Origin of the sequence: Nocardia sp. NPDC050710, from assembly GCF_040654375.1 — a bacterium.
Taxonomy (GTDB): Bacteria; Actinomycetota; Actinomycetes; order Mycobacteriales; family Mycobacteriaceae; genus Nocardia.
This window is the reverse complement of record NZ_JBFAHV010000002.1, coordinates 398878-417123: the sequence shown is the minus strand read 5'-3', so window position 1 is coordinate 417123 and position 18246 is coordinate 398878. Positions and strand designations below refer to the sequence as shown.

The 18246-nt window shown below is 68.1% G+C and carries 16 protein-coding genes; 9 read left to right on the top strand and 7 right to left on the bottom strand.

Features of this window, described 5'->3' with window-relative positions:
• The first annotated feature begins 24 nt into the window (after positions 1 to 24).
• The 7 genes from AB0H61_RS07640 to AB0H61_RS07610 all read left to right on the top strand — a co-directional run bounded on the left by AB0H61_RS07640 (position 25) and on the right by AB0H61_RS07610 (position 5800).
• Positions 25 to 492 (top strand): TetR/AcrR family transcriptional regulator, encoded by a 468-nt coding sequence (locus tag AB0H61_RS07640; RefSeq protein WP_357300503.1) that lies wholly within the window; start codon positions 25 to 27, stop codon positions 490 to 492.
• Positions 492 to 1325: an MBL fold metallo-hydrolase gene (locus AB0H61_RS07635; protein ID WP_357300501.1), complete on the top strand. Its 834-nt coding sequence runs from the start codon at positions 492 to 494 to the stop codon at positions 1323 to 1325. Before AB0H61_RS07640 ends, AB0H61_RS07635 begins: the two co-directional genes overlap by 1 nt.
• A 71-nt stretch (positions 1326 to 1396) precedes the next feature.
• Positions 1397 to 2758 carry a hydroxysqualene dehydroxylase HpnE gene (gene hpnE / locus AB0H61_RS07630; RefSeq protein ID WP_357300499.1) on the top strand — a complete coding sequence of 454 codons (1362 nt, stop codon included), beginning with the start codon at positions 1397 to 1399 and terminating at the stop codon, positions 2756 to 2758.
• A 107-nt stretch (positions 2759 to 2865) separates the two neighbouring features.
• Positions 2866 to 3447, top strand: a complete 582-nt coding sequence (locus AB0H61_RS07625; RefSeq protein ID WP_357300596.1) for a helix-turn-helix domain-containing protein — start codon at positions 2866 to 2868, stop codon at positions 3445 to 3447.
• A 92-nt stretch (positions 3448 to 3539) separates the two neighbouring features.
• Complete coding sequence (locus AB0H61_RS07620) at positions 3540 to 3761, top strand: hypothetical protein (RefSeq protein ID WP_067833685.1); 222 nt, start codon at positions 3540 to 3542, stop codon at positions 3759 to 3761.
• Between the two features lie 93 nt (positions 3762 to 3854).
• Positions 3855 to 4529 carry a response regulator transcription factor gene (locus AB0H61_RS07615; RefSeq protein ID WP_357300498.1) on the top strand — a complete coding sequence of 225 codons (675 nt, stop codon included), beginning with the start codon at positions 3855 to 3857 and terminating at the stop codon, positions 4527 to 4529.
• Positions 4526 to 5800 (top strand): HAMP domain-containing sensor histidine kinase, encoded by a 1275-nt coding sequence (locus AB0H61_RS07610; RefSeq protein WP_357300496.1) that lies wholly within the window; start codon positions 4526 to 4528, stop codon positions 5798 to 5800. The genes AB0H61_RS07615 and AB0H61_RS07610 overlap by 4 nt, the downstream gene beginning before the upstream one ends.
• A gap of 1 nt (position 5801) precedes the next feature.
• Here AB0H61_RS07610 and glpD read toward each other — a convergent pair whose 3' ends face one another.
• Positions 5802 to 7535: a glycerol-3-phosphate dehydrogenase gene (glpD, locus tag AB0H61_RS07605; RefSeq protein ID WP_357300495.1), complete on the bottom strand. Its 1734-nt coding sequence runs from the start codon at positions 7533 to 7535 to the stop codon at positions 5802 to 5804.
• A gap of 143 nt (positions 7536 to 7678) precedes the next feature.
• Between glpD and glpK the strand changes: the two genes are divergently transcribed.
• Positions 7679 to 9178, top strand: a complete 1500-nt coding sequence (gene glpK / locus AB0H61_RS07600; protein ID WP_357300494.1) for a glycerol kinase GlpK — start codon at positions 7679 to 7681, stop codon at positions 9176 to 9178.
• Positions 9179 to 9220: 42 nt separating this feature from the next.
• Here glpK and AB0H61_RS07595 read toward each other — a convergent pair whose 3' ends face one another.
• From AB0H61_RS07595 to AB0H61_RS07580, 4 genes are all read right to left on the bottom strand, one after another.
• The gene (locus AB0H61_RS07595; protein ID WP_357300492.1) at positions 9221 to 10408 is read right to left on the bottom strand and encodes a PLP-dependent aminotransferase family protein; all 1188 of its coding nucleotides are present in this window, start codon (positions 10406 to 10408) and stop codon (positions 9221 to 9223) included.
• Positions 10409 to 11078: 670 nt separating this feature from the next.
• Entirely contained in the window at positions 11079 to 12131 is a 1053-nt protein-coding gene (locus AB0H61_RS07590) for a hypothetical protein (RefSeq protein ID WP_357300490.1), read from the bottom strand.
• A 72-nt stretch (positions 12132 to 12203) separates the two neighbouring features.
• Positions 12204 to 13205 carry a hypothetical protein gene (locus AB0H61_RS07585; RefSeq protein ID WP_357300488.1) on the bottom strand — a complete coding sequence of 334 codons (1002 nt, stop codon included), beginning with the start codon at positions 13203 to 13205 and terminating at the stop codon, positions 12204 to 12206.
• 325 nt (positions 13206 to 13530) lie between these two features.
• Positions 13531 to 14943, bottom strand: a complete 1413-nt coding sequence (locus AB0H61_RS07580; RefSeq protein WP_357300487.1) for an NAD(P)H-quinone dehydrogenase — start codon at positions 14941 to 14943, stop codon at positions 13531 to 13533.
• Between the two features lie 261 nt (positions 14944 to 15204).
• Here AB0H61_RS07580 and AB0H61_RS07575 point away from each other — a divergent pair, with 261 nt between their 5' ends.
• A complete protein-coding gene (locus AB0H61_RS07575; RefSeq protein WP_357300486.1) occupies positions 15205 to 15681 on the top strand; it encodes a gamma-glutamylcyclotransferase in 477 nt (158 codons plus the stop codon).
• A 58-nt stretch (positions 15682 to 15739) separates the two neighbouring features.
• On the opposite strand, the gene AB0H61_RS07570 is transcribed toward AB0H61_RS07575, so the two are convergent.
• Positions 15740 to 16849, bottom strand: a complete 1110-nt coding sequence (locus tag AB0H61_RS07570; RefSeq protein WP_357300595.1) for a M20 family metallopeptidase — start codon at positions 16847 to 16849, stop codon at positions 15740 to 15742.
• A gap of 140 nt (positions 16850 to 16989) precedes the next feature.
• A complete protein-coding gene (locus AB0H61_RS07565) occupies positions 16990 to 18201 on the bottom strand; it encodes a M20 family metallopeptidase (protein ID WP_357300593.1) in 1212 nt (403 codons plus the stop codon).
• Between the last annotated feature and the right edge of the window lie 45 nt (positions 18202 to 18246).

Genomic DNA, 18246 nt, shown 5'->3' with positions numbered 1-18246 from the left:
GCCGACATCAGCCTGAACCAACTGGTGAGCGCGGGCGGCGCCCCGAAGGGTTCGCTCTACTTCCACTTCCCCGGCGGGAAGGAACAACTCGCCGCCGAGGCGCTCACCCAATCGAGCGCGCACCTGCGCGACACCCTGCGCGCCCTACTCGCCGAGGGCGATACCGACACTGTCTTCGACACGTTGGCCGCCACCCTCACCTACTCCGATTTCCAGCGCGGCTGCCCACTGGCCACCGTCGCCCTCGACGCCGCGGGTGGTAGCGAGCAGATCCGGCAGGCTTGTGTCGACGGTTTCGAATCCTGGCGCGCCGCTCTCGAGGAATTCCTGCGCGACAAGGGAATCGGCGAGGACCGCGCTACCGAAATCGCCACCGTCGCCCTCGCCATGATCGAGGGCGGACTGTTACTCGCCCGCACCCGACGCGATCTGGCCCCGCTGCGGGCGGTCGCCGACCATTTCCGATCCACCCTCGAACGAGAGTTGCCCTGATGCGCATCCACCACCTCGACTGCGGCACCATGCGTCCATTCGGCGGGCGTCTACTCGACGGCACCGGCGGTCTGCTGCGCCGCGCCGAAATGGTCTGCCACTGCTTACTCATCGAACTCGACGACCGCCTGGTGCTGATCGAGACCGGCATGGGCGAACAGAGTGTGCTCCGGCCACGAGAATGGCTGGGCCGCCGCTTCATCCGGCTCACCCGTCCCGTCTTCGACCCCGAGCGAACCGCGGTGCGCCAGGTGGAGGCACTCGGCTTCCGCCGCGAGGATGTCCGCGACATTGTGCTCACCCACCTCGACCTCGATCACGCGGGCGGGCTCGCCGACTTCCCGCACGCCACCGTGCACATCTACGACGAAGAATTGCGCGCGTTCCAGGGGATGCACACGGCGCAGGAAAAGTTTCGTTACCGCACAGCGCAATTCGAGCACGGCCCGCGGTGGGCCTCCTACGCCGATCTCGGCGAGAGCTGGTTCGGCTTCGACGCGGTTCGCGAATTGACCGGTCTGCCACCGGAAATCCTGCTCGTTCCGCTGGCCGGTCATACCCGTGGCCACGCGGGCGTTGCGGTGGATACCGGAGCGGGCTGGCTCCTCGCGGCAGGCGACGCCTACTTCCATCCGGGCCAACTCGATCCGGCCCACCCGCACCAACCCCTCGGTGTGTCGCTGTTCGAGCGCTATGTGCAGACCCTCGAAGGTCCGCGCCGGGAGAACCAGCGGCGGCTGCGCGAGCTGGTCCGCGACCACGGCACCGAAATCGCCGTGTTCTCCGCGCACAACGCCGCCGAGTTGCGCGCCCTGCAATCGGTACCCGCCTGACCTGAAACCCTTGACGGCGCACACAATCTCGCTTAACTTGCAAATTGTAAGTTAAGCGAGGGAGTGCGGCGATGAGCGATCCACGGCGTTATGTAGTCATCGGCGGCGGCTTGGCGGGGCTCGCCTCGGCGGTGTGGCTGGCCGAGGCGGGCAAGCAGGTCACCCTGCTGGAACGCCGGGGCAGGCTCGGCGGGCGCACCCACGCCATGAAAGCCGATGCGGCCGAAGACCTTCCGGACAACGGCCAGCATGTGATCGCCAGCGGCTACGACCACCTGTTCCGGTACCTGACCAGTGTCGGCACCCGGCAATACGTCGCCTTCCCGCACCGCGCCACGCTGCGCTGGCCCGATGGACGCAAGGTCGCGATGCACACCAAGGGGTGGCGCGCGCTGCGGACCTTCACCGGCGCCCATCCCGACTCCGGCGTGCTCGATCGGATCCGCGCTGCGATCGCCACCACCCGGCTGGGATGGCAGTGCCTCAACCAACCCACCGATCTCGCCGACCTCACCACCGAACAGTGGTTCGACCGGGTCGGCATGCCCGCCAAAGCCCGTGAGGCCGTGTGGGATTGGCTCGCGCTCGGGGTCGCCGCGGAACCGGTGCAGCAGGAATCGGCCAAGATACTGGCCGATGTGCTCGCGACCGGAATCCGGTTGGGACTCACGCATCGCCGTCCGGTCACCATCGGATACCCCACCACCGACCTGGACACCCTGTACATCACCGGCGCCCAGCGGGTTTTCGAGCGCCACGGCGTCGAGGTCCGGCATCGGGCGGTGGCCCGGCGCATCCACATCGTCGACGGGCGGGTGACCGGGGTGGCGTTGGCCGACGGCTCGATCGTGCCCGCGGACGCGGTGGTGTGCGCGGTCCCCAATTCGAATGTCGGCGGCCTGCTCGACGAACTGCCCGAACACGCCGAGATCTACGCCGCCGCAGACAAACTCGGCTACACGCCGATCGTCAGCACCAACCTGTACCTGGACCGCCCGCTGGGCACCGAAGCCGAGTTCGAGGCGCTGATCGGCGGCACCGGCGTCATCGATGAGGTCTTCGACCGGCAGCGGATGACCGGCCGCGGCACCGAACGCGCCTGGTTGTACTGCCTGACAACCAGCGGCGCGTACGCGCAGATCCACAAGTCCAGCGACGAGATCGTCGCCGAGCAGGTGGAACTGCTGCGCCGCTACTACCCCGCCATGGCGAGCGCGAATGTCGTTCAGGCGCAGGTGGTTCGCATGCCGAAGGCAACCTTTTCCCAGGTGATCGGCACCCACGGACTGCGCCCGGACCAACGCACCTCGGTGCCGACACTGGTGCTCGCGGGCGATTGGACCGCCACCGATTGGTCGGCCACGATGGAGAGCGCGGTACAGAGTGCGGCCCGCGCGGTGGATCTGCTGCTTGCGCTACCGTCTGTGCCGTGACCACGGAGCGCATCACGCCCGAGCGCCGCACCGCAGCACCGCCGCTCACTTCAGCACCGCACGGTGAGCCGGGCCCAGACAGAGCTGGCTCCGCCCCCAAGCGCCGCATGTCCGCCGCCGACCGGCGCACCCAACTACTCGACGTCGCGCGCGATATCGTCGCGGCCGAGGGATTCGCCTCGGTCACCATCGACCGGGTCGCGCGCGAGGCCGAGGTCGCGCGGGCGCTGGTGTACCAGCAGTTCACCGACCTGTCCGGGCTGATGACCGCACTGCTGGACCGCGAGACCGAGATCGCGATGGCCGGGGTCAGCAGTGTCGACTGGTCCGGTACCGCGGACGATGTCGATCGGGTGGGCCGCGGCATCCTCGAATATCTGCACGCCGCGCCGACCAGCTGGCAGATCATGCTCAGCCCGCCCGACGGTGGGCCGCCGGATCTGCGGGTACGGCTGGAGTTCGGGCGCGCCTACGCTCGGGCGATCGGCGCGCGACACCTGTCCCGCTACGCCGGGGTCACCATCGATCCGGACGGCGCCACCGAACGGCTCATGCTCGCGGCCACCGAAGAGCTCGCCCGACTGCACCTCGCCGACCCGCGGACCTATCCGGATGAGTTGGTACTGCGCTATCTGCGCTCGCTGGTGGCCTGGGTGATCGGCGTCGAGAATCCGGATTCGCCAGCCTGAGCAGCGGCGTCGCGCTCATCATGAAAATCTCACGGAGGGCTTGGTTTTCTGTCCCCAGCGCGGAGACGCCGCGCGGGAAAGGAATCCATCCCATGAAGATCAAGTCCGCGATCGCGGCCGCCACACTCACCCTCGGCGCCGTGGCGGCCGGCGCCGGTGTCGCCGCCGCCGCGCCCGCCCCGCTGCACACCCCGTTCATCGGTAACTACGCCACCTACGAGGCCTGTGCCGCGGACGGCAATTCGCCGAAGACCGGTGGCACCCAATGGGAGTGCGTCGAGGTCGCCAACGGCTGGGACCTGTACACCTACTGAGCCGACCGGTTCGGTGAGCGGGTGGCCCGGAGGGGTCGGGCCACCCTAACTCCCGCGGCGAACGATTTGTGAAGTGCCCTATTGTCTGATCTCGTGCGGGTTTTGGTCGTGGAGGACGATGAGAGGCTCGGCGTCGAAGTGGCGGCGGGCCTGCGCTTCGCAGGCTTCGCGGTCGACCTCGCCGGTCACCTCGCCGACGCCGATTTCAAGATCTCCGTCAATACCTATGACTGCCTGGTGATCGACCGCGGCCTGCCCGACGGCGACGGCCTACAACTGGTCGCCGCGCACCGCGCCGCGGGCCACCGGGTCCCGGTGCTGATGCTCACCGCGCGCGACGGTCTGGCCGACCGCATCGCCGGCTTCGAGAACGGCGCCGACGACTACCTGGTCAAACCGTTCGCGCTGCCCGAACTGACGGCCAGGGTGCGTGCCCTGTGCCGCCGCCGCGAGCACCCCGCTCCGGCGCGCCTGCGACTCGGCGATATCGATATCGATCTACCCCGCCGCCGCGTACAGCGGGCCGGCATTCTGCGGTCGCTGACCCCCAAGGAGTTCGCGGTCCTCGAACTGCTCGCCACCCGCGCGGGCAGCGTGGTGACCCGCTCGGAGCTGATCGAATGCTGCTGGGACGAGATGGCCGAACCCACGTCGAACGTGGTCGACGCGGTGATCGCGCAATTGCGCCGCAAGCTCGGCGCACCGCCGGTGATCGAGACGGTGCGCGGCGCGGGCTTCATGATCGGAGCTGAACCATTCGTACCGTGATCGCCACCTCCGACGCGCGCCCCGCCGTCCGGCGGCTGCGCCGCACCCGGTGGCAGCTGACCACGCTGATCACCGCCGTCACCGCGACCTGCCTGATCATCCTCGGGTTGGTGGCCACCACCATCGACGCCCGCTCGCGGGATAAGGCCATGGACGACGCGATCGACCGGGTAGCCACCGGCGTCAATCGCAGTATCGGCCTGCTCGAGGACGACACCTTCGATATCAGCCAGGTCGAGAACTACGACCTCGCCAATGGCGAGACCGCGGTACTGGTGCTGTCCAACGACGGCGCGGGCCAGTGGCAGGAACGCTATTCGCACCTGCGCTCCTGGCTGCCGAAGGAGGAGATCGTCCAGGGCGTGGTCGACGACGCCACCGTGGCCACCGACACCATCTTTCGCGACGGCACCGACAGTCAGGGCAGGCCGGTGCGATTGGTCGCCCAGCACATGATCTGGGACGACTCCCCGATCGAGGCGGTCGTCATCGCGGGCGCCAATCCGGGTGTCTTCGACCGGGAACGCGCGCTGCTGCTATGGGGACTGGTGGTGGGCGGGTTCACCCTTGTCATCCTGTCGGGTATGGCCGCGCACTGGCTCTCCGGGCGCAGCATGCGCCAGGTCACGGTCATGCTCGAGGAACAGGAACGCTTCCTCGGCGACGCCGCCCACGAACTACGCACCCCACTGACCACGCTCGGATTGGTCACCGCGCCGCGCAGGCGCAACCCGCACGAGGTGGAGCGCGCGCTGGACGATGCGCGGGCCCTCGGTTCCCGGATGGAGCGGATTGTGGCGGGACTGCTCGCGCGGGCACGGATGCAGGCGGGCGTCACCAAGATGGAGCGGGTGCAACTGCTGCTCGACCAGCTCACCGAGGCGGTGATCGAGGAGTTCCCGAATGCGGGCATCGTCGTGCGGACCCAGCCCTCGGTAGTCGTGGGGGATCCCGGCCTGCTGAGCCTCGCGGTGCGCAACCTGCTCGAGAACGCCGTCACGCACGGCGCGATGAATCGCGGCGCACCCGTCGAGGTGTATGTGACCGAGGGGCGGGTCAGCGTGCGCGACCACGGCCCCGGGCTGAACCCGCAGGTGGCGAGCAATCCGTTCCAGCGCGGGGTGACCGGCGGTCGCGGCAGCGGCATCGGGCTGGCTCTGGTGGCGTGGATCGCCGAATTGCACGGCGGCACCGCGACAATGGAGCCCGCGGCGGGCGGTGGCACCCTCGCCACGATCGCGCTGCCGCCGCCCGTACTCGGACAGTCGTGATTCAGCTGTCCAACGGGACCGGCTCCAGGATTTCGGGCCGTGGTTCGGGGGCGGCGATGCGCAGGGCATCGGCGGAAGCGTCGTCGGGCTGGGTCTGCGAGCGGATCTCGGCGTCGACCCTGGCCCGGTATGTCGTGATCTCCCGGTCGATTTCGGCGTCGTCCCAGCCGAGCACCGGCGCGACCAGATGGGCCACCTGCTCGGCGCAGTTGGCGCCGCGGTGCGAGTATTCGATGGAGATCCGGGTCCGGCGGGCCAGGATATCGTCGAGATGCAGCGCAGCCTCCGCGGCCGCCGCGTAGACGATCTCCACTTGGAGGTAGGAGGGTGCGTCGGTAATCGGTTGCAGGAGTTCGGGTTTATCCTCGGCCATGGCCATCACCTCGTCGACGAGCGAGCCGTAGCGGTCGAGCAGATGCTTGACCCGATACGGATGCACGCCGTAGGACTCGGCCAAATGCACCGTCTGATTCACCAGCGCGAAGTACCCGTCGGCGCCCAGCAGCGGCACCTTCTCGGTGATGGACGGCGATACCCGGGCCGGAATATCCTGCGCCGCTTCGTCTACCGCGTCGTAGGCCATCACCCGGTAGGTGGTGTACTTGCCGCCCGCGATGGCGACAAGTCCCGGGGCGATGCGGGCGACCGCGTGTTCGCGGGAAAGCTTGGAAGTGGAATCGCTTTCGCCCGCTAGGAGGGGACGCAGACCGGCGTACACGCCATCTATATCGGCGGGCGTGAGCGGGGTGACCAGCACCTCGTTCACCCGCGCGAGCAGATAGTCGATATCGGCCTTGGTCGCCGCCGGATGCGCCAGGTCGAGATTCCAGTCGGTATCGGTGGTGCCGATGATCCAGTGCGCACCCCACGGGATGACGAACAGCACCGAGGTGGAGGTGCGCAGGATGATCGCGGCATCGCTGACGATCCGGTCACGCGGCACCACGATGTGCACACCCTTCGACGCGCGCACATGGAAGCGGCCGCGGTTGCGCGAGAGCGCCTGCACCTCGTCGGTCCAGACACCGGTCGCATTGATCACCACGTGCGCGCGGACCTCGGCGTTACGGCCGTCCTCGCTGTCGCGCACCTTCACCCCGACCACCCGGTCCGCCTCGCGCAGGAAGCCGACCACCTGGGTGGAGGTGCGGATCACCGCGCCGTAGTGTGCGGCGGTGCGGGCCACGGTCATGGTGTGGCGGGCGTCGTCGACGACGGTGTCGTAGTAGGTGACACCGCCGATCAGCGCGTCGCGCTTGAGCCCGGGCGCCAGCCTGAGTGCGCGGTTGCGCGACAGATGATGCTGCCCCGGTACGGATTTGGCGCCGCCCATGGTGTCGTAGAGGACCAGGCCGGAGGCCACATACGGCCGCTCCCACACCCGATGCGTCAGCGGGTAGAGGAAGCGCAACGGTTTCACCAGGTGCGGGGCCAGCGTGGCGAGGGAGAGTTCACGCTCGCGCAGCGCCTCACGCACCAGGCCGAGCTCCAACTGCTCCAGATAGCGAAGGCCGCCGTGGAACATTTTCGACGAACGGCTCGAGGTGCCGGACCCGAGATCGCGGGCCTCGACCAGCGCGACCCGCAAGCCCCGGGTGGCCGCGTCCAACGCGATCCCGGCGCCCACCACGCCGCCCCCGACCACCACCACGTCGAAATGGTCCTTGCCGAACCGCTCCCACGCGGTGCGGCGCTGCTCGGGGCCGAGGAACTGCGAATCCTGTTTCATGGTCATGCTCGACTCCTCCAGCCGACGGCGGCCTCAGGTGTAGGCGATGTTGGGCACGGGCACAAGATCGAGCTGTTCAGCTACCAGGCTATGCGAATCGACGCGCCGCAAACGGACACAGCACTCACCGTGTTTAGTAACCTGCACCAATGCGTCGCTATGTGGCCGCCATCGATCAGGGCACGACCTCCAGTAGGTGCATCGTCTTCGACCGGCAGGGCCGCGTCGTCGGGGTGGCCCAGCGAGAGCACGAACAGATCTTCCCGCGGCCGGGCTGGGTCGAGCACGATCCGCGCAGCATCTGGCGCAATACCGAACTCGTGCTCGGCGAAGTGCTGGAGCAGCTCGATCTGAGCACCGAGGATATCGCCGCGGTCGGTGTGACCAACCAGCGCGAGACAACCGTGGTGTGGGACCGCGCCACCGGCGAGCCGATCCACAACGCCATCGTCTGGCAGGACACCCGCACCGACCGGCTCGTCACCGAACTGGGCGGCGAATCCGGGCCGACCCGCTACCAGGATCGCACCGGGCTGCCGCTGTCCACCTACTTCGCCGGGCCGAAGCTGCGCTGGATCCTGGACCATGTCGAGGGCGCCAGGGAGCGCGCCGAAGCGGGCGAACTGTGTTTCGGCACCATCGACAGCTGGGTGCTGTGGAACCTCACGGGTCTGCACGTCACCGATGTCACCAATGCGTCGCGCACCATGCTGATGGACCTGCGCACGCTGCAATGGGATTCGCGGATCTGCGCGGAATTCGGTGTGCCGCAGGGAATGCTGCCCGAGATTCGCAGTTCCTCGGAGGTGTACGGCGAGATCACCTCGGGACCGCTGGCGGGTATTCCGGTCGCGGGCATCCTCGGCGACCAGCAAGCCGCCACCTTCGGCCAGGCGTGCCTGTCCCCCGGCGAGGCCAAAAACACCTACGGCACCGGCAATTTCATGCTGCTCAATACCGGAACCACCCCGGTGTTCAGCAAGCACGGCCTGCTGACCACGGTGTGCTACCGCCTCGGCGACCAGCCCGCCGTATACGCGCTGGAGGGCTCCATCGCGGTGACCGGCTCACTGGTGCAATGGTTCCGGGACAACCTCGGCATCATCTCCTCCGCCGACGAGATCGAACCCCTCGCGCGCAGCGTCGAGGACAACGGCGGCGCCTATATCGTCCCCGCCTTCTCGGGCCTGTTCGCGCCCCGGTGGCGGCCCGACGCCCGCGGCGTCATCGCAGGTCTGACCCGCTTCGTGAACCGCGCCCATCTGGCCAGGGCCGTCCTGGAATCCACCGCCTTCCAAACCCGCGAGGTGGTCGACGCGATGCGCGCCGACGCCGACTCCCAGAAGCTGGATCTGGAACTCACCACCCTCAAGGTGGACGGGGGCATGGTCGGCAACGACCTGCTCATGCAATTCCAATCCGACATCCTCGACGCCCCCGTGGTCCGCCCCGTCGTCAATGAAACAACGGCACTCGGCGCCGCGTACGCGGCTGGTCTGGCCGTCGGCTACTGGCCCGACACCGACGATATCCGCGCCAACTGGTCCGCCGACAAAACCTGGGAACCCACCATGTCCGCCGCCGACCGCGAGGAACACCTCGCCGCCTGGAACAAGGCGGTCGAGCGCACCTACAACTGGGTCGACTGACCCGAACCCGGCCGATCGGCTCGAATGCCGTTGCCGCCGCTCCTATCCGGCCGCCCGGGCGTGTGCCCGGGCGAGGCGGTCGATGGCCTGCTCCAGGGTGGAAGCATCGGATGTGGTGAAGCACATGCGCATGGATTCGCGGTACGCGCCGTCGACGGCGAAGGCGGAGCCGGGGACATAGGCGACGCCCTCGTTCAGTGCGTGCGGGAGCAGGGCTCCGGTGTCGGTGCCGTCGGCGAAGTCCGCCCAGACGAACATGCCGCCGGTGGCGTCGGTGCAGGTGATGCGGTCACCGAAGGCGGTGCGGACGGCGTGCACGAGAGCCTTGGCACGGGTGCTGTAGGTGGTGCGGACGGTATCGACGTGGGCGGTGAGCCAGGTTTCGTCGGCGAGGAGATCGGCCGCGATCTGCTGGGTGAGGGCCGAACCACACAGGTCCGCACCCTGTTTGAGGAGTTCGACGGCCCGGCAGACACGGTCGGGGGCGACCATCCAGCCGACGCGAAGAGTCGGTGCGATGATCTTGGAGGCGCTCGATAGGCGAATCACGTTGCGGGAGTACGTCGCCACCGGCGCGGGCGCGGGGCTGTCGAACCACAGCTCGCCGTACGGGTCGTCCTCGATCACCCAGAAGCCGTGCGCTTCGGCGAGTTCCGCGAGTTCGCCGCGACGCCGCGGACTCATGGTGACCCCGCCGGGATTGTGGAAGTTGCTCACCGTGTGCACCACGGCCGGGCGTTCGCCACGGGCCAGCAACTCCCGCAACGCATCGATGCGCATACCCTCGGCATCCAACGGCACCGCGACGATTCGCGCCCCGGCGGCCCGGAACACCTGCAGCGCTCCGACATAGGCGGGATCCTCGACGACCACCAGCGCACCGGGATCGAGCAGCACCTCCGACAACAGCGACAGCGCCTGCTGCGAACCGTGCGTCACGAACACCTCGTCGACCGGGACGACCCTGCCGAGCCGGGCCGACTCGCGCTCGGCGAGCACCGCGCGTAACGGCGCCCAACCGGGCGATTCGGTGTACTGGAGCGCACCGGTCCCGCTCAGGGCGCCCTCGGCCGCCTTCGCGATCCGCTCGCGCGGCATGAGCTCGGCATCGGGCAGGCCGCCCGCCAGGCTGATGATCTCCGCCCGCGTGGTCAGCTTGAGCAGGTCACGAATCGCCGAACTCTGCAGCCCGCTCAGCTTGCTTGCCAACGGCGGATTGGTCGACGACATGGAAACCTCCGGGAGACGCCAGGTGCGCGAATACCCACTGTCCCACAAATTTGACCAGAATGTGAAATTGTATTCTCAAATTATGAGATAGGCCAGGCTTCCTCCCAGTTAGGAGCGATGTGCCCGGCACGCCGCACGCACGGTCGCAGACGCGCCGATGAGCTCGATCGCGGTGGTCAACCGGCAACCGGCGGATCAGACGACACTCGTCCGCCGATAGCAGAACGGCCGATGCCAGCGGCGTAATAGACCACCGCTGGCATCGGCCGATATGACCTACCGGGAGCTGACCGTCAGCGCCTCGGGCAATTCGTCGACACACCCGGCTGGCACTTCGGGGGTGGCGGGGTGTTGGTGCAATCGGTCGATACGCCCGGCTGACAAGGTCCCGCGGTAGCGACGCTCGGAACGATCGCGACCAAGCCGACCGCAATCACAGCGCTGGCAAGGAATTTCGTGAACATAAAGGATCTCCCCTCCTTGATTGACATGACGCACACTACCGAGCAATCGCACGGTAATCAAGGCGAAAACCAACCATCGCTCATCGAAAAACAGTGCGACAGTTCGGCATTCACCCAGTGCGCACGCCTAGCGGTCAACAAACGCGCCGACCGCCCGCGACACCGGGGACGGCACCGCGGGCGGTCGGCTTCAGCAGGTCGCGAATTCAGAAGGACCCGATCACCTGAACCAGATACCGCCCATCCAGGTTCACGGTCTGGATCAGCTGGAAGTAGGTGAACGTGGTGCCACCGGGACGCTGCTCGTTGACCACGACATTGAAGCGATCGGGTGCCAGCAACGTGATCCGCAGACAGTAGGTCGTGCCCTTCGGGATCTGCTGGTCGATCGTCCGCTGCAGATCCTCGGATGGCTCGACATTCGCATCCGGCGCCACAAAGCTGCGCGCCAGTGCGCCATTGCGATCGGTGTAGTACGCATGCTGGAAGCCGAGGATTGCCTTCTCGCCGCTGGAGGTGTCGCCCGGACCATTGCCGGTGGTGACGCTGCCCTCGACGCTGGACGGGCAACTGGAGACCGCGGAGGTCGGGGCGGCGGAGGCCACCTGCTCCGTATCGCCACCGGAGTCCCGAGCGGCGAGCACGATCACCAGCCCGATCGCCGCGACCACCACCAGCGCCGCGACGACACCGAGCACGATCCAGCGGCGGCCGGTTCCGGATCGGGAACCGGAGGGCGCCGCCACCGGGGCGCTCGGCGCCAACCGCTTGGCGATCGGATCATCCGCCCATGACAGCCCGGGCTCGGACCGGCGCGGTTCCGGCGGCGGCTTCGGCACCTCGCCGGTATCGGTCGGGCTCCACCAGCGGTCACTGCCCGCGGGCGGCGTGTGATGCCGCACGGTGGCGTCGAAGTCCGAGGGCGGCACCGGCGAGCGCGGTGGGTCGGGGAAGACCGTCGTATCGGGTGCCCGGTACTGCGGCGGAGGCGGTGGCACGGCGGGCTCGTCCGCCGGACGCCACCCGAGTTCCGGATGATCGCCGGGCGGCTCCGGCACCGTCCACTGCGGGCCGGACTCGGCCATCGGCGGACCGCCGAAGTCTCCGACAGGCGGACCGAATTCACCCGTCGGCGGGCCGAACTCACCTACCGATGGACCGAAGTCGCCCACCGGTGGGCCGAATTCACCCAGCGGCGGACCGAATCCCGACCCGGACTGGTCGGATTCGTTGTCCTTCGCATCACCTTCGGAACCCACACCCAATCCTTTCCCAGGACACACGTGTGGGGCGGTCGCGTACGACCGCCCCACCCGTCGAAACAGCTTGTGTCAGTACTGGACCGAACCACCCCACTGGGTGGTGATACCAGCCACGTTGACCGTCTGCGGAATCACTTCACCCGGCGGAACAATCGGCGGCAGTTTAACCTGCGCAGCCGCTTCGAGGGCAGCCGCGCCGCCCGGCTGCGCCGCGATCCACTGCTCCACGGACGCCTTCGCCAGGTTCACCTGGGTGGTGTCGAGGATCATGGTGTTCTTGTTGTCCGCCAGCCCTTCACCACCGGTGTAGCTGGTGACCTTGACGGTGTTGATGTCGACGAACTCGACCGACACACCGGCCTCGCCCGCACCGGTCGGGGTGCGGTAACCGATGGTGCCGACGTAACCCGCCGCATTGCTGAAGTGGTGGGTGTTGGCCACGAAACCGGGGAGCAGCCCGCCACCGTCGACGTTCGCGCCGATTTCGGTACGCGGACCGTTCATCTCGACGACCGGCGCGGCGGGCGCGGCCTGCAGGCGCGGCGCCTCCCAGCGCGGCGGCTGCTGCACCAGGGTCTCCGACTCCGGTTGCGCGGCACGAGTGTTCGCATCCGAACCCGGGGTCGCGGCACCCGGCGTGCCCGGCTGCTGGACACCCGGCTGGGCGGGCTTCGGATCGCCCGGCGCAGCCGGATCCGGCGCCGTAGCGGGCTGCGCGGGCGCGGGCTGACCCGGCACCGGCAGCGGCGCGACACGCGGGGTGGTGACACCCGGCTGCATCGGCGCGGCCAACTTCGGATCCTTGTTGGGATCCGGCATGACCTGATTCGGATCCGGAGTGGTGACGCCCGGCTGGCTCGGCGTCGGCTTGCTCTCCGGCTTCGCGGGTTCCGGCTTGTTCGGATCCGGCTTGGTCGTCTCCGGGGTGTTCTCGGCAGGCGCCTCGGTGCCCGGCTGTGCCGGGGCCGGGGTGGAGGGTGTGGTCGGATCGTTCGGAACAGCCCCCGCCGGCGCCGCGAGAAGAGTTGCCACGGCGGCCGCGGCGGCCAACGGCAACGATGTGCTCGCCATCGCTCGCTGCGCCCGACTCGGCTTACGATGTTTCACTTTTCGCAATTCCCTTTCCCGGGTGTGACCGAAGCGGTCGCACCCAGTTTTGTCCCTGGTGAGACGCTCGGTCGTCGAACGACCTGCGCGCCGTTCGCCGTTCCCGTTTGGAAAGGACTCTTCCCCCCACAACAGAACCAAGCGACCGCCCGCCGATCGCATCTCTGCGGGGAGTCAACCACATGTTCGGCGCAGTGGCAATGCGGTGAATTCCACCCGGTGGCAAGAACACTCGGGTGACAGCGCGCGAAAGCCGGGTCGGGGTGCCGACCTGCGGCGATCTTGTGAATCAGTCCAGATCGTCGTGGCGCATCAGCAGACGGGCCGCTTCGGTCACCGAACCGGTCAGCGACGGGTAGACCGAGAAGGTCTGGGCCAGGTCGTTGACGGTCAGATTGTTCTGCACCGCAAGGGCTATCGGCAGGATCAATTCGGAGGCGATCGGCGCCACCACCACGCCGCCGATCACCACGCCGGTGGCGGGACGGCAGAAGATCTTGACGAAACCGCGGCGCAGCCCCGACATCTTGGCGCGCGGATTGGTGTTCAGCGGCAGCATCACCGTGCGGGCCGGGATGTCGCCATTGTCGATCGCGGTCTGACTCACGCCGACGGTGGCGATCTCGGGGCGGGTGAAGACCGCGGAGGCGACCGTCTTCAGGCGAATCGGACTCACACCCTCGCCCAGCGCGTGGTACATCGCGATGCGGCCCTGCATGGCGGCCACCGAGGCCAGCGGCAGCAGGCCGGTGCAGTCGCCCGCGGCGTAGATGCCGGGCACCGAGGTGCGCGAAACCCGGTCCACCCGCAGGTAGCCGCCACGGTCGAGTTCGATGCCGACCTGTGCCAGTCCCAGGCTCTCGGTATTGGGCGTGGACCCCACCGTCATCAGCGCGTGGGTGCCCGCGACGGTGCGCCCGTCGGAGAGTTTCACCACGATGCCCTCGGCGGTGCGCTCCACCGCGTCCGCTCTGGCGTGCTTGACCAGTTCGACCCCGCGCTCGGCCAGCGCCTCCTCCAGGACGAGCGCCGCGTCCGCGTCCTCGCCGGGCAGCACCCGGTCGCGGCTGGAGACCAGCTTCACCCGCACACCCAATTCGGTATAGGCGGAAACGAATTCGGCGCCCGTGACACCCGAGCCGACCACCACCAGGGTCTCCGGCAGTTCGCGCAGGTCGTAGAGCTGACGCCAGTTCAGGATGCGCTCACCGTCCGGCTCGGCGCCGGGCAGCACCCGCGGGCTGGCGCCGGTGGCGATCAGCACCACCTCGGCCTCGAGGATCTTCCGGCGCTCGGCGCCACCGTCGAGCTTGACCAGCACCCGGTGCGTGGTCGACAACCCGACAGCGGGCTCGGTCAGTTCCGCACAACCGGAAAGCACCGTCACCCCCGCGGACTGCAACTTCGACCGGATATCGGAGGACTGCGCCAGCGCCAGCGCCTTGACGCGCGCGTTCACCTCGGGCAGCGCGACGGCGGCCTGGCTCGGATCCAGCGTGATCCCGAGATCCTTGGCGCGACGCAGATCGGTCCGCACGCCGGTCGAGGCGATAAAGGTCTTCGAGGGCACACAGTCCCACAACACACACGCACCGCCGATGCCGTCGCGGTCGACCAGGGTCACTTCCGCGCCGTGCTGGGCGCCCACCAGTGCCGCTTCGTAACCGGCCGGGCCGCCACCGATGATGGCAATGCGGGTCATGGATACCTCCGCTCGAGCTGTCGACCGGGATCTCCGGCACTGGCTACAACGTTATCGGGCGAGTCTCCGGCAACCCCCATTGCCTACATACCGCTAACGCGAACGCAACACCCCGTCCCACCCGCACATGTGACGAAGTCGCGAATCTCGTCCCCTCGGACGCGAGACATACAGGCCGCGAACACGCCGCGCCGAAGGCGCGGCCGGTCGACACTGCCGGGATATGGGGGATCCGGCCGGGTTATTGGCTACCCTTTCCTCGTGCCGATCTACGCCGCCTACGGGTCGAACATGGACTCGTCCCAGATGCTCGAGCGCTGTCCGCACTCCCCCATGTCCGGGACGGGCTGGTTGGAGGGCTGGCGACTCACCTTCGCCGGCGACGACATCGGGTGGGAAGGACCGCTGGCGACGGTCGTGGAGGAGCCTGGTTCCCGGGTTTTCGTCGTGCTCTACGACGTCTCCCCGGAGGACGAGCAACGCCTGGACCGCTGGGAGGGCTCGGACTTCGGCATCCACAAGAAGATCCGGCTGCGCGTCACCCCGAGCCCCGGCAGCGGCACCGAACCACGCCTGGCGTGGCTGTATGTGCTGGACGCCTACGAGGGTGGCCTGCCGTCGGCGCGCTATATCGGCGTCATGGCCGACGCCGCCGAGAAGGCGGGCGCCCCGGAGGACTACGTGCACGCGCTGCGCACCAGGAACAGTCGCAACGTAGGCCCCGGAAACTTCGGCTGACAAACGAACGCAGTGGCCGACCCGAAGGTCGGCCACGCGGTTTCGGAAGAACTCCGGCTCAGGGCGTGCCCAGAATGATGTTGCTCAGCACCCGCACGCCCACCGCGAGCGCCCGCTCGTCGATGTCGAAGGTGGGCTGGTGCAGATCCAACTGCTCGCCGTGCCCGGACCAGACGCCGAGGCGCGCCATGGCGCCGGGCACCTCCTCCAGGTACCAGGAGAAATCCTCGCCCCCGCCGGACTGCATGGTGTCGGCGAGCGCGTCCGGACCCAGTGCGCGGATGGCGTCCTCGAACATCCGGGTGGAGTGTTCGTCGTTCACCACCGGCGGCACGCCGCGGCGGTAATTCAGTTGGTAGCGCACCCCGGTCGGGGCGAGCAGACCGTCGACGATCTCGTGCACCATCGGCTCCAGCAGCGACCAGGTGGCGTGGTCGCCGGTGCGGACCGTGCCGGTGAGCATGCCGGTCTGCGGAATCGCGTTGGGTGCTTTACCCGCGGAGACCGCACCCCACACCATCACCGTGCTGGTGCGTGGATCGATGCGACGGCTCAGCAGTCCGGGCAGCCCGGTGATCACGGTGCCGATGGCATAGACCAGATCGCTGGTCAGGTGCGGGCGCGAGGTATGCCCGCCCGGCGAGTCCAGTACCAGTTCGACGGTGTCGGCGGCCGAGGTGATCGCCCCGACCCGGATACCGACCCGGCCGACCTCGAGTCGCGGATCACAGTGCAGGGCGAAGATCCGGTCGACACCCTCCATGGCGCCCGCGGCGACCATATCGATCGCGCCGCCCGGCATCACTTCTTCGGCGGGCTGGAAGACGAACCGCACACCGACGGGCAGGTCCAACTCGGCCAGCGCGAGCGCGGTGCCGAGCAGGATGGTGGTGTGCGCATCGTGGCCGCAGGCGTGTGACACGCCCGGGACCGTGGAGGCGAAGCTGAGTCCGGTGAACTCCTGGAGCGGCAGTGCGTCCATATCGGCGCGCAGGCCGATGCGGGGGGCGTCCGTAGGTCCGATATCACAGATCAGTCCGGTGCCGCCCGGCATCTTCTGCGGCGTCAACCCGGCCTTCGTCAGCCAAGAGGAGACGAACTCGGTAGTGGCGAATTCGGTCCGGGAAAGCTCCGGGTTGGCGTGGATATGCCTGCGCCATTGGATCATGTCGACCGTGTGCTCGGCCAGCCACGCATCGACGGCCTCCAAGCCGTCGATGCGTGGCTGGCCGAGCACGATGTCCCCTTGGCCCTCCGTGGTCGCGCACGCTCCCCCGTCCGCAGCCGCCGCCGAATGGCCGGTAATGCTCACCGAATGTCCTCCTGTCGTTGAACGAACCGTTGCAACAACCTGTCTCTCTGTTCTTCATCGCGGGCGATGACGATTGCGGTACGCGCCAGCGCCGATGCGCCATCGAGCACCGCGCGATCCGCCGAGGCGTTGATACTGGCCGCGGCGAAGCCGGGCTGATGTGTCACCGCCCCACCGGCATCTATGCCGATGACCGGATGGATACCCGGGATGACGTTGGTGATGTTGCCCATATCGGTGCTGCCGAGCGGTCGCTGCGCCTCGAGCTCCGGTGCGATCGGCATCCGTCCCAGTTCGGCGATCTGCTCGCGATAGGCACACAGTAGTGCGGTATCGGGCGTCAGCTCGGTATATGTAGGTGCGAGCGTCCGGATTTCGTGGGTGCAGCCGGTCGCCAGGGCGCCCGCCTCGAAACAAGCCGATGCTCGTCGCATCAGATCGCCGAGGGATGCGGAGTCGACTGCGCGTAGGTAGTACAGCAGTTCCGCACGTCCGGGCACGATGTTGGGGGCTACGCCACCGTCGCTGACTATACCGTGAAGTTGCTGTCCAGGCTGAAGATGCTGACGCAGCAACCCCAGAGCTACCTGCGAAACGGTCACCGCGTCGCCCGCGTTGCGGCCGAGTTCCGGTGCCGCGCTCGCATGTGCCTCACGGCCGTGGAAGACCACGCCGATATCGGCGAGGGCCAGCGAGTGAGCGCCCGCGATATCGAATGGGCCCGGGTGCACCATCATCGCCATCGCCACGTCGTCGAAGCAGCCGCGCTCCAACATCAGCACCTTGCCGCCGCCGCTCTCCTCGGCGGGAGTTCCGAGCACCACCACGGTGATGCCGAGTTCGTCGGCCACCTCGGCGAGCCCGAGCGCCGCCCCGACCGCCGTCGCGGCAATGATGTTGTGCCCGCAGGCATGGCCGATCTCGGGCAGCGCGTCATACTCGGCGCAGAGGCCGACCGTCAGCTCGCCGCTGCCGTAGACGGCGCGGAACGCGGTCGGCAGCTCGGCGACGCCGAGGTCGATCTCGAAGCCACGTTCGGCCAGCGGCTCGACGGTCTTGGCGACGCTGCGGACCTCCTCGAAGGCCAGCTCCGGTTCAGCGTGGATGGCGTGCGAGAGATCGATCAGCCGCGCCGACGCGGCCGCGATCGCGGCATCCGACGCCGCCACGGCGACATCAGCGTGCACAGCGCGAAGATCGCTGCGCATCTCGTCGTGCCCGCTGCGCGGTGGTGGCATGGGACACAGTGTTGC

Bases quoted from the DNA above. Each gene is read 5' to 3' on its own strand.
- AB0H61_RS07635 (WP_357300501.1), top strand. From the start codon at position 492: ATGCGCATCCACCACCTCGACTGCGGCACCATGCGTCCATTCGGCGGG.
- hpnE (WP_357300499.1), top strand. From the start codon at position 1,397: ATGAGCGATCCACGGCGTTATGTAGTCATCGGCGGCGGCTTGGCGGGG.
- AB0H61_RS07625 (WP_357300596.1), top strand. From the start codon at position 2,866: ATGTCCGCCGCCGACCGGCGCACCCAACTACTCGACGTCGCGCGCGAT.
- AB0H61_RS07620 (WP_067833685.1), top strand. From the start codon at position 3,540: ATGAAGATCAAGTCCGCGATCGCGGCCGCCACACTCACCCTCGGCGCC.
- glpD (WP_357300495.1), bottom strand. From the start codon at position 7,535: ATGACCATGAAACAGGATTCGCAGTTCCTCGGCCCCGAGCAGCGCCGC.
- glpK (WP_357300494.1), top strand. From the start codon at position 7,679: ATGCGTCGCTATGTGGCCGCCATCGATCAGGGCACGACCTCCAGTAGG.
- AB0H61_RS07595 (WP_357300492.1), bottom strand. From the start codon at position 10,408: ATGTCGTCGACCAATCCGCCGTTGGCAAGCAAGCTGAGCGGGCTGCAG.
- AB0H61_RS07585 (WP_357300488.1), bottom strand. From the start codon at position 13,205: ATGGCGAGCACATCGTTGCCGTTGGCCGCCGCGGCCGCCGTGGCAACT.
- AB0H61_RS07580 (WP_357300487.1), bottom strand. From the start codon at position 14,943: ATGACCCGCATTGCCATCATCGGTGGCGGCCCGGCCGGTTACGAAGCG.
- AB0H61_RS07570 (WP_357300595.1), bottom strand. From the start codon at position 16,849: ATGATCCAATGGCGCAGGCATATCCACGCCAACCCGGAGCTTTCCCGG.
- AB0H61_RS07565 (WP_357300593.1), bottom strand. From the start codon at position 18,201: ATGCGCAGCGATCTTCGCGCTGTGCACGCTGATGTCGCCGTGGCGGCG.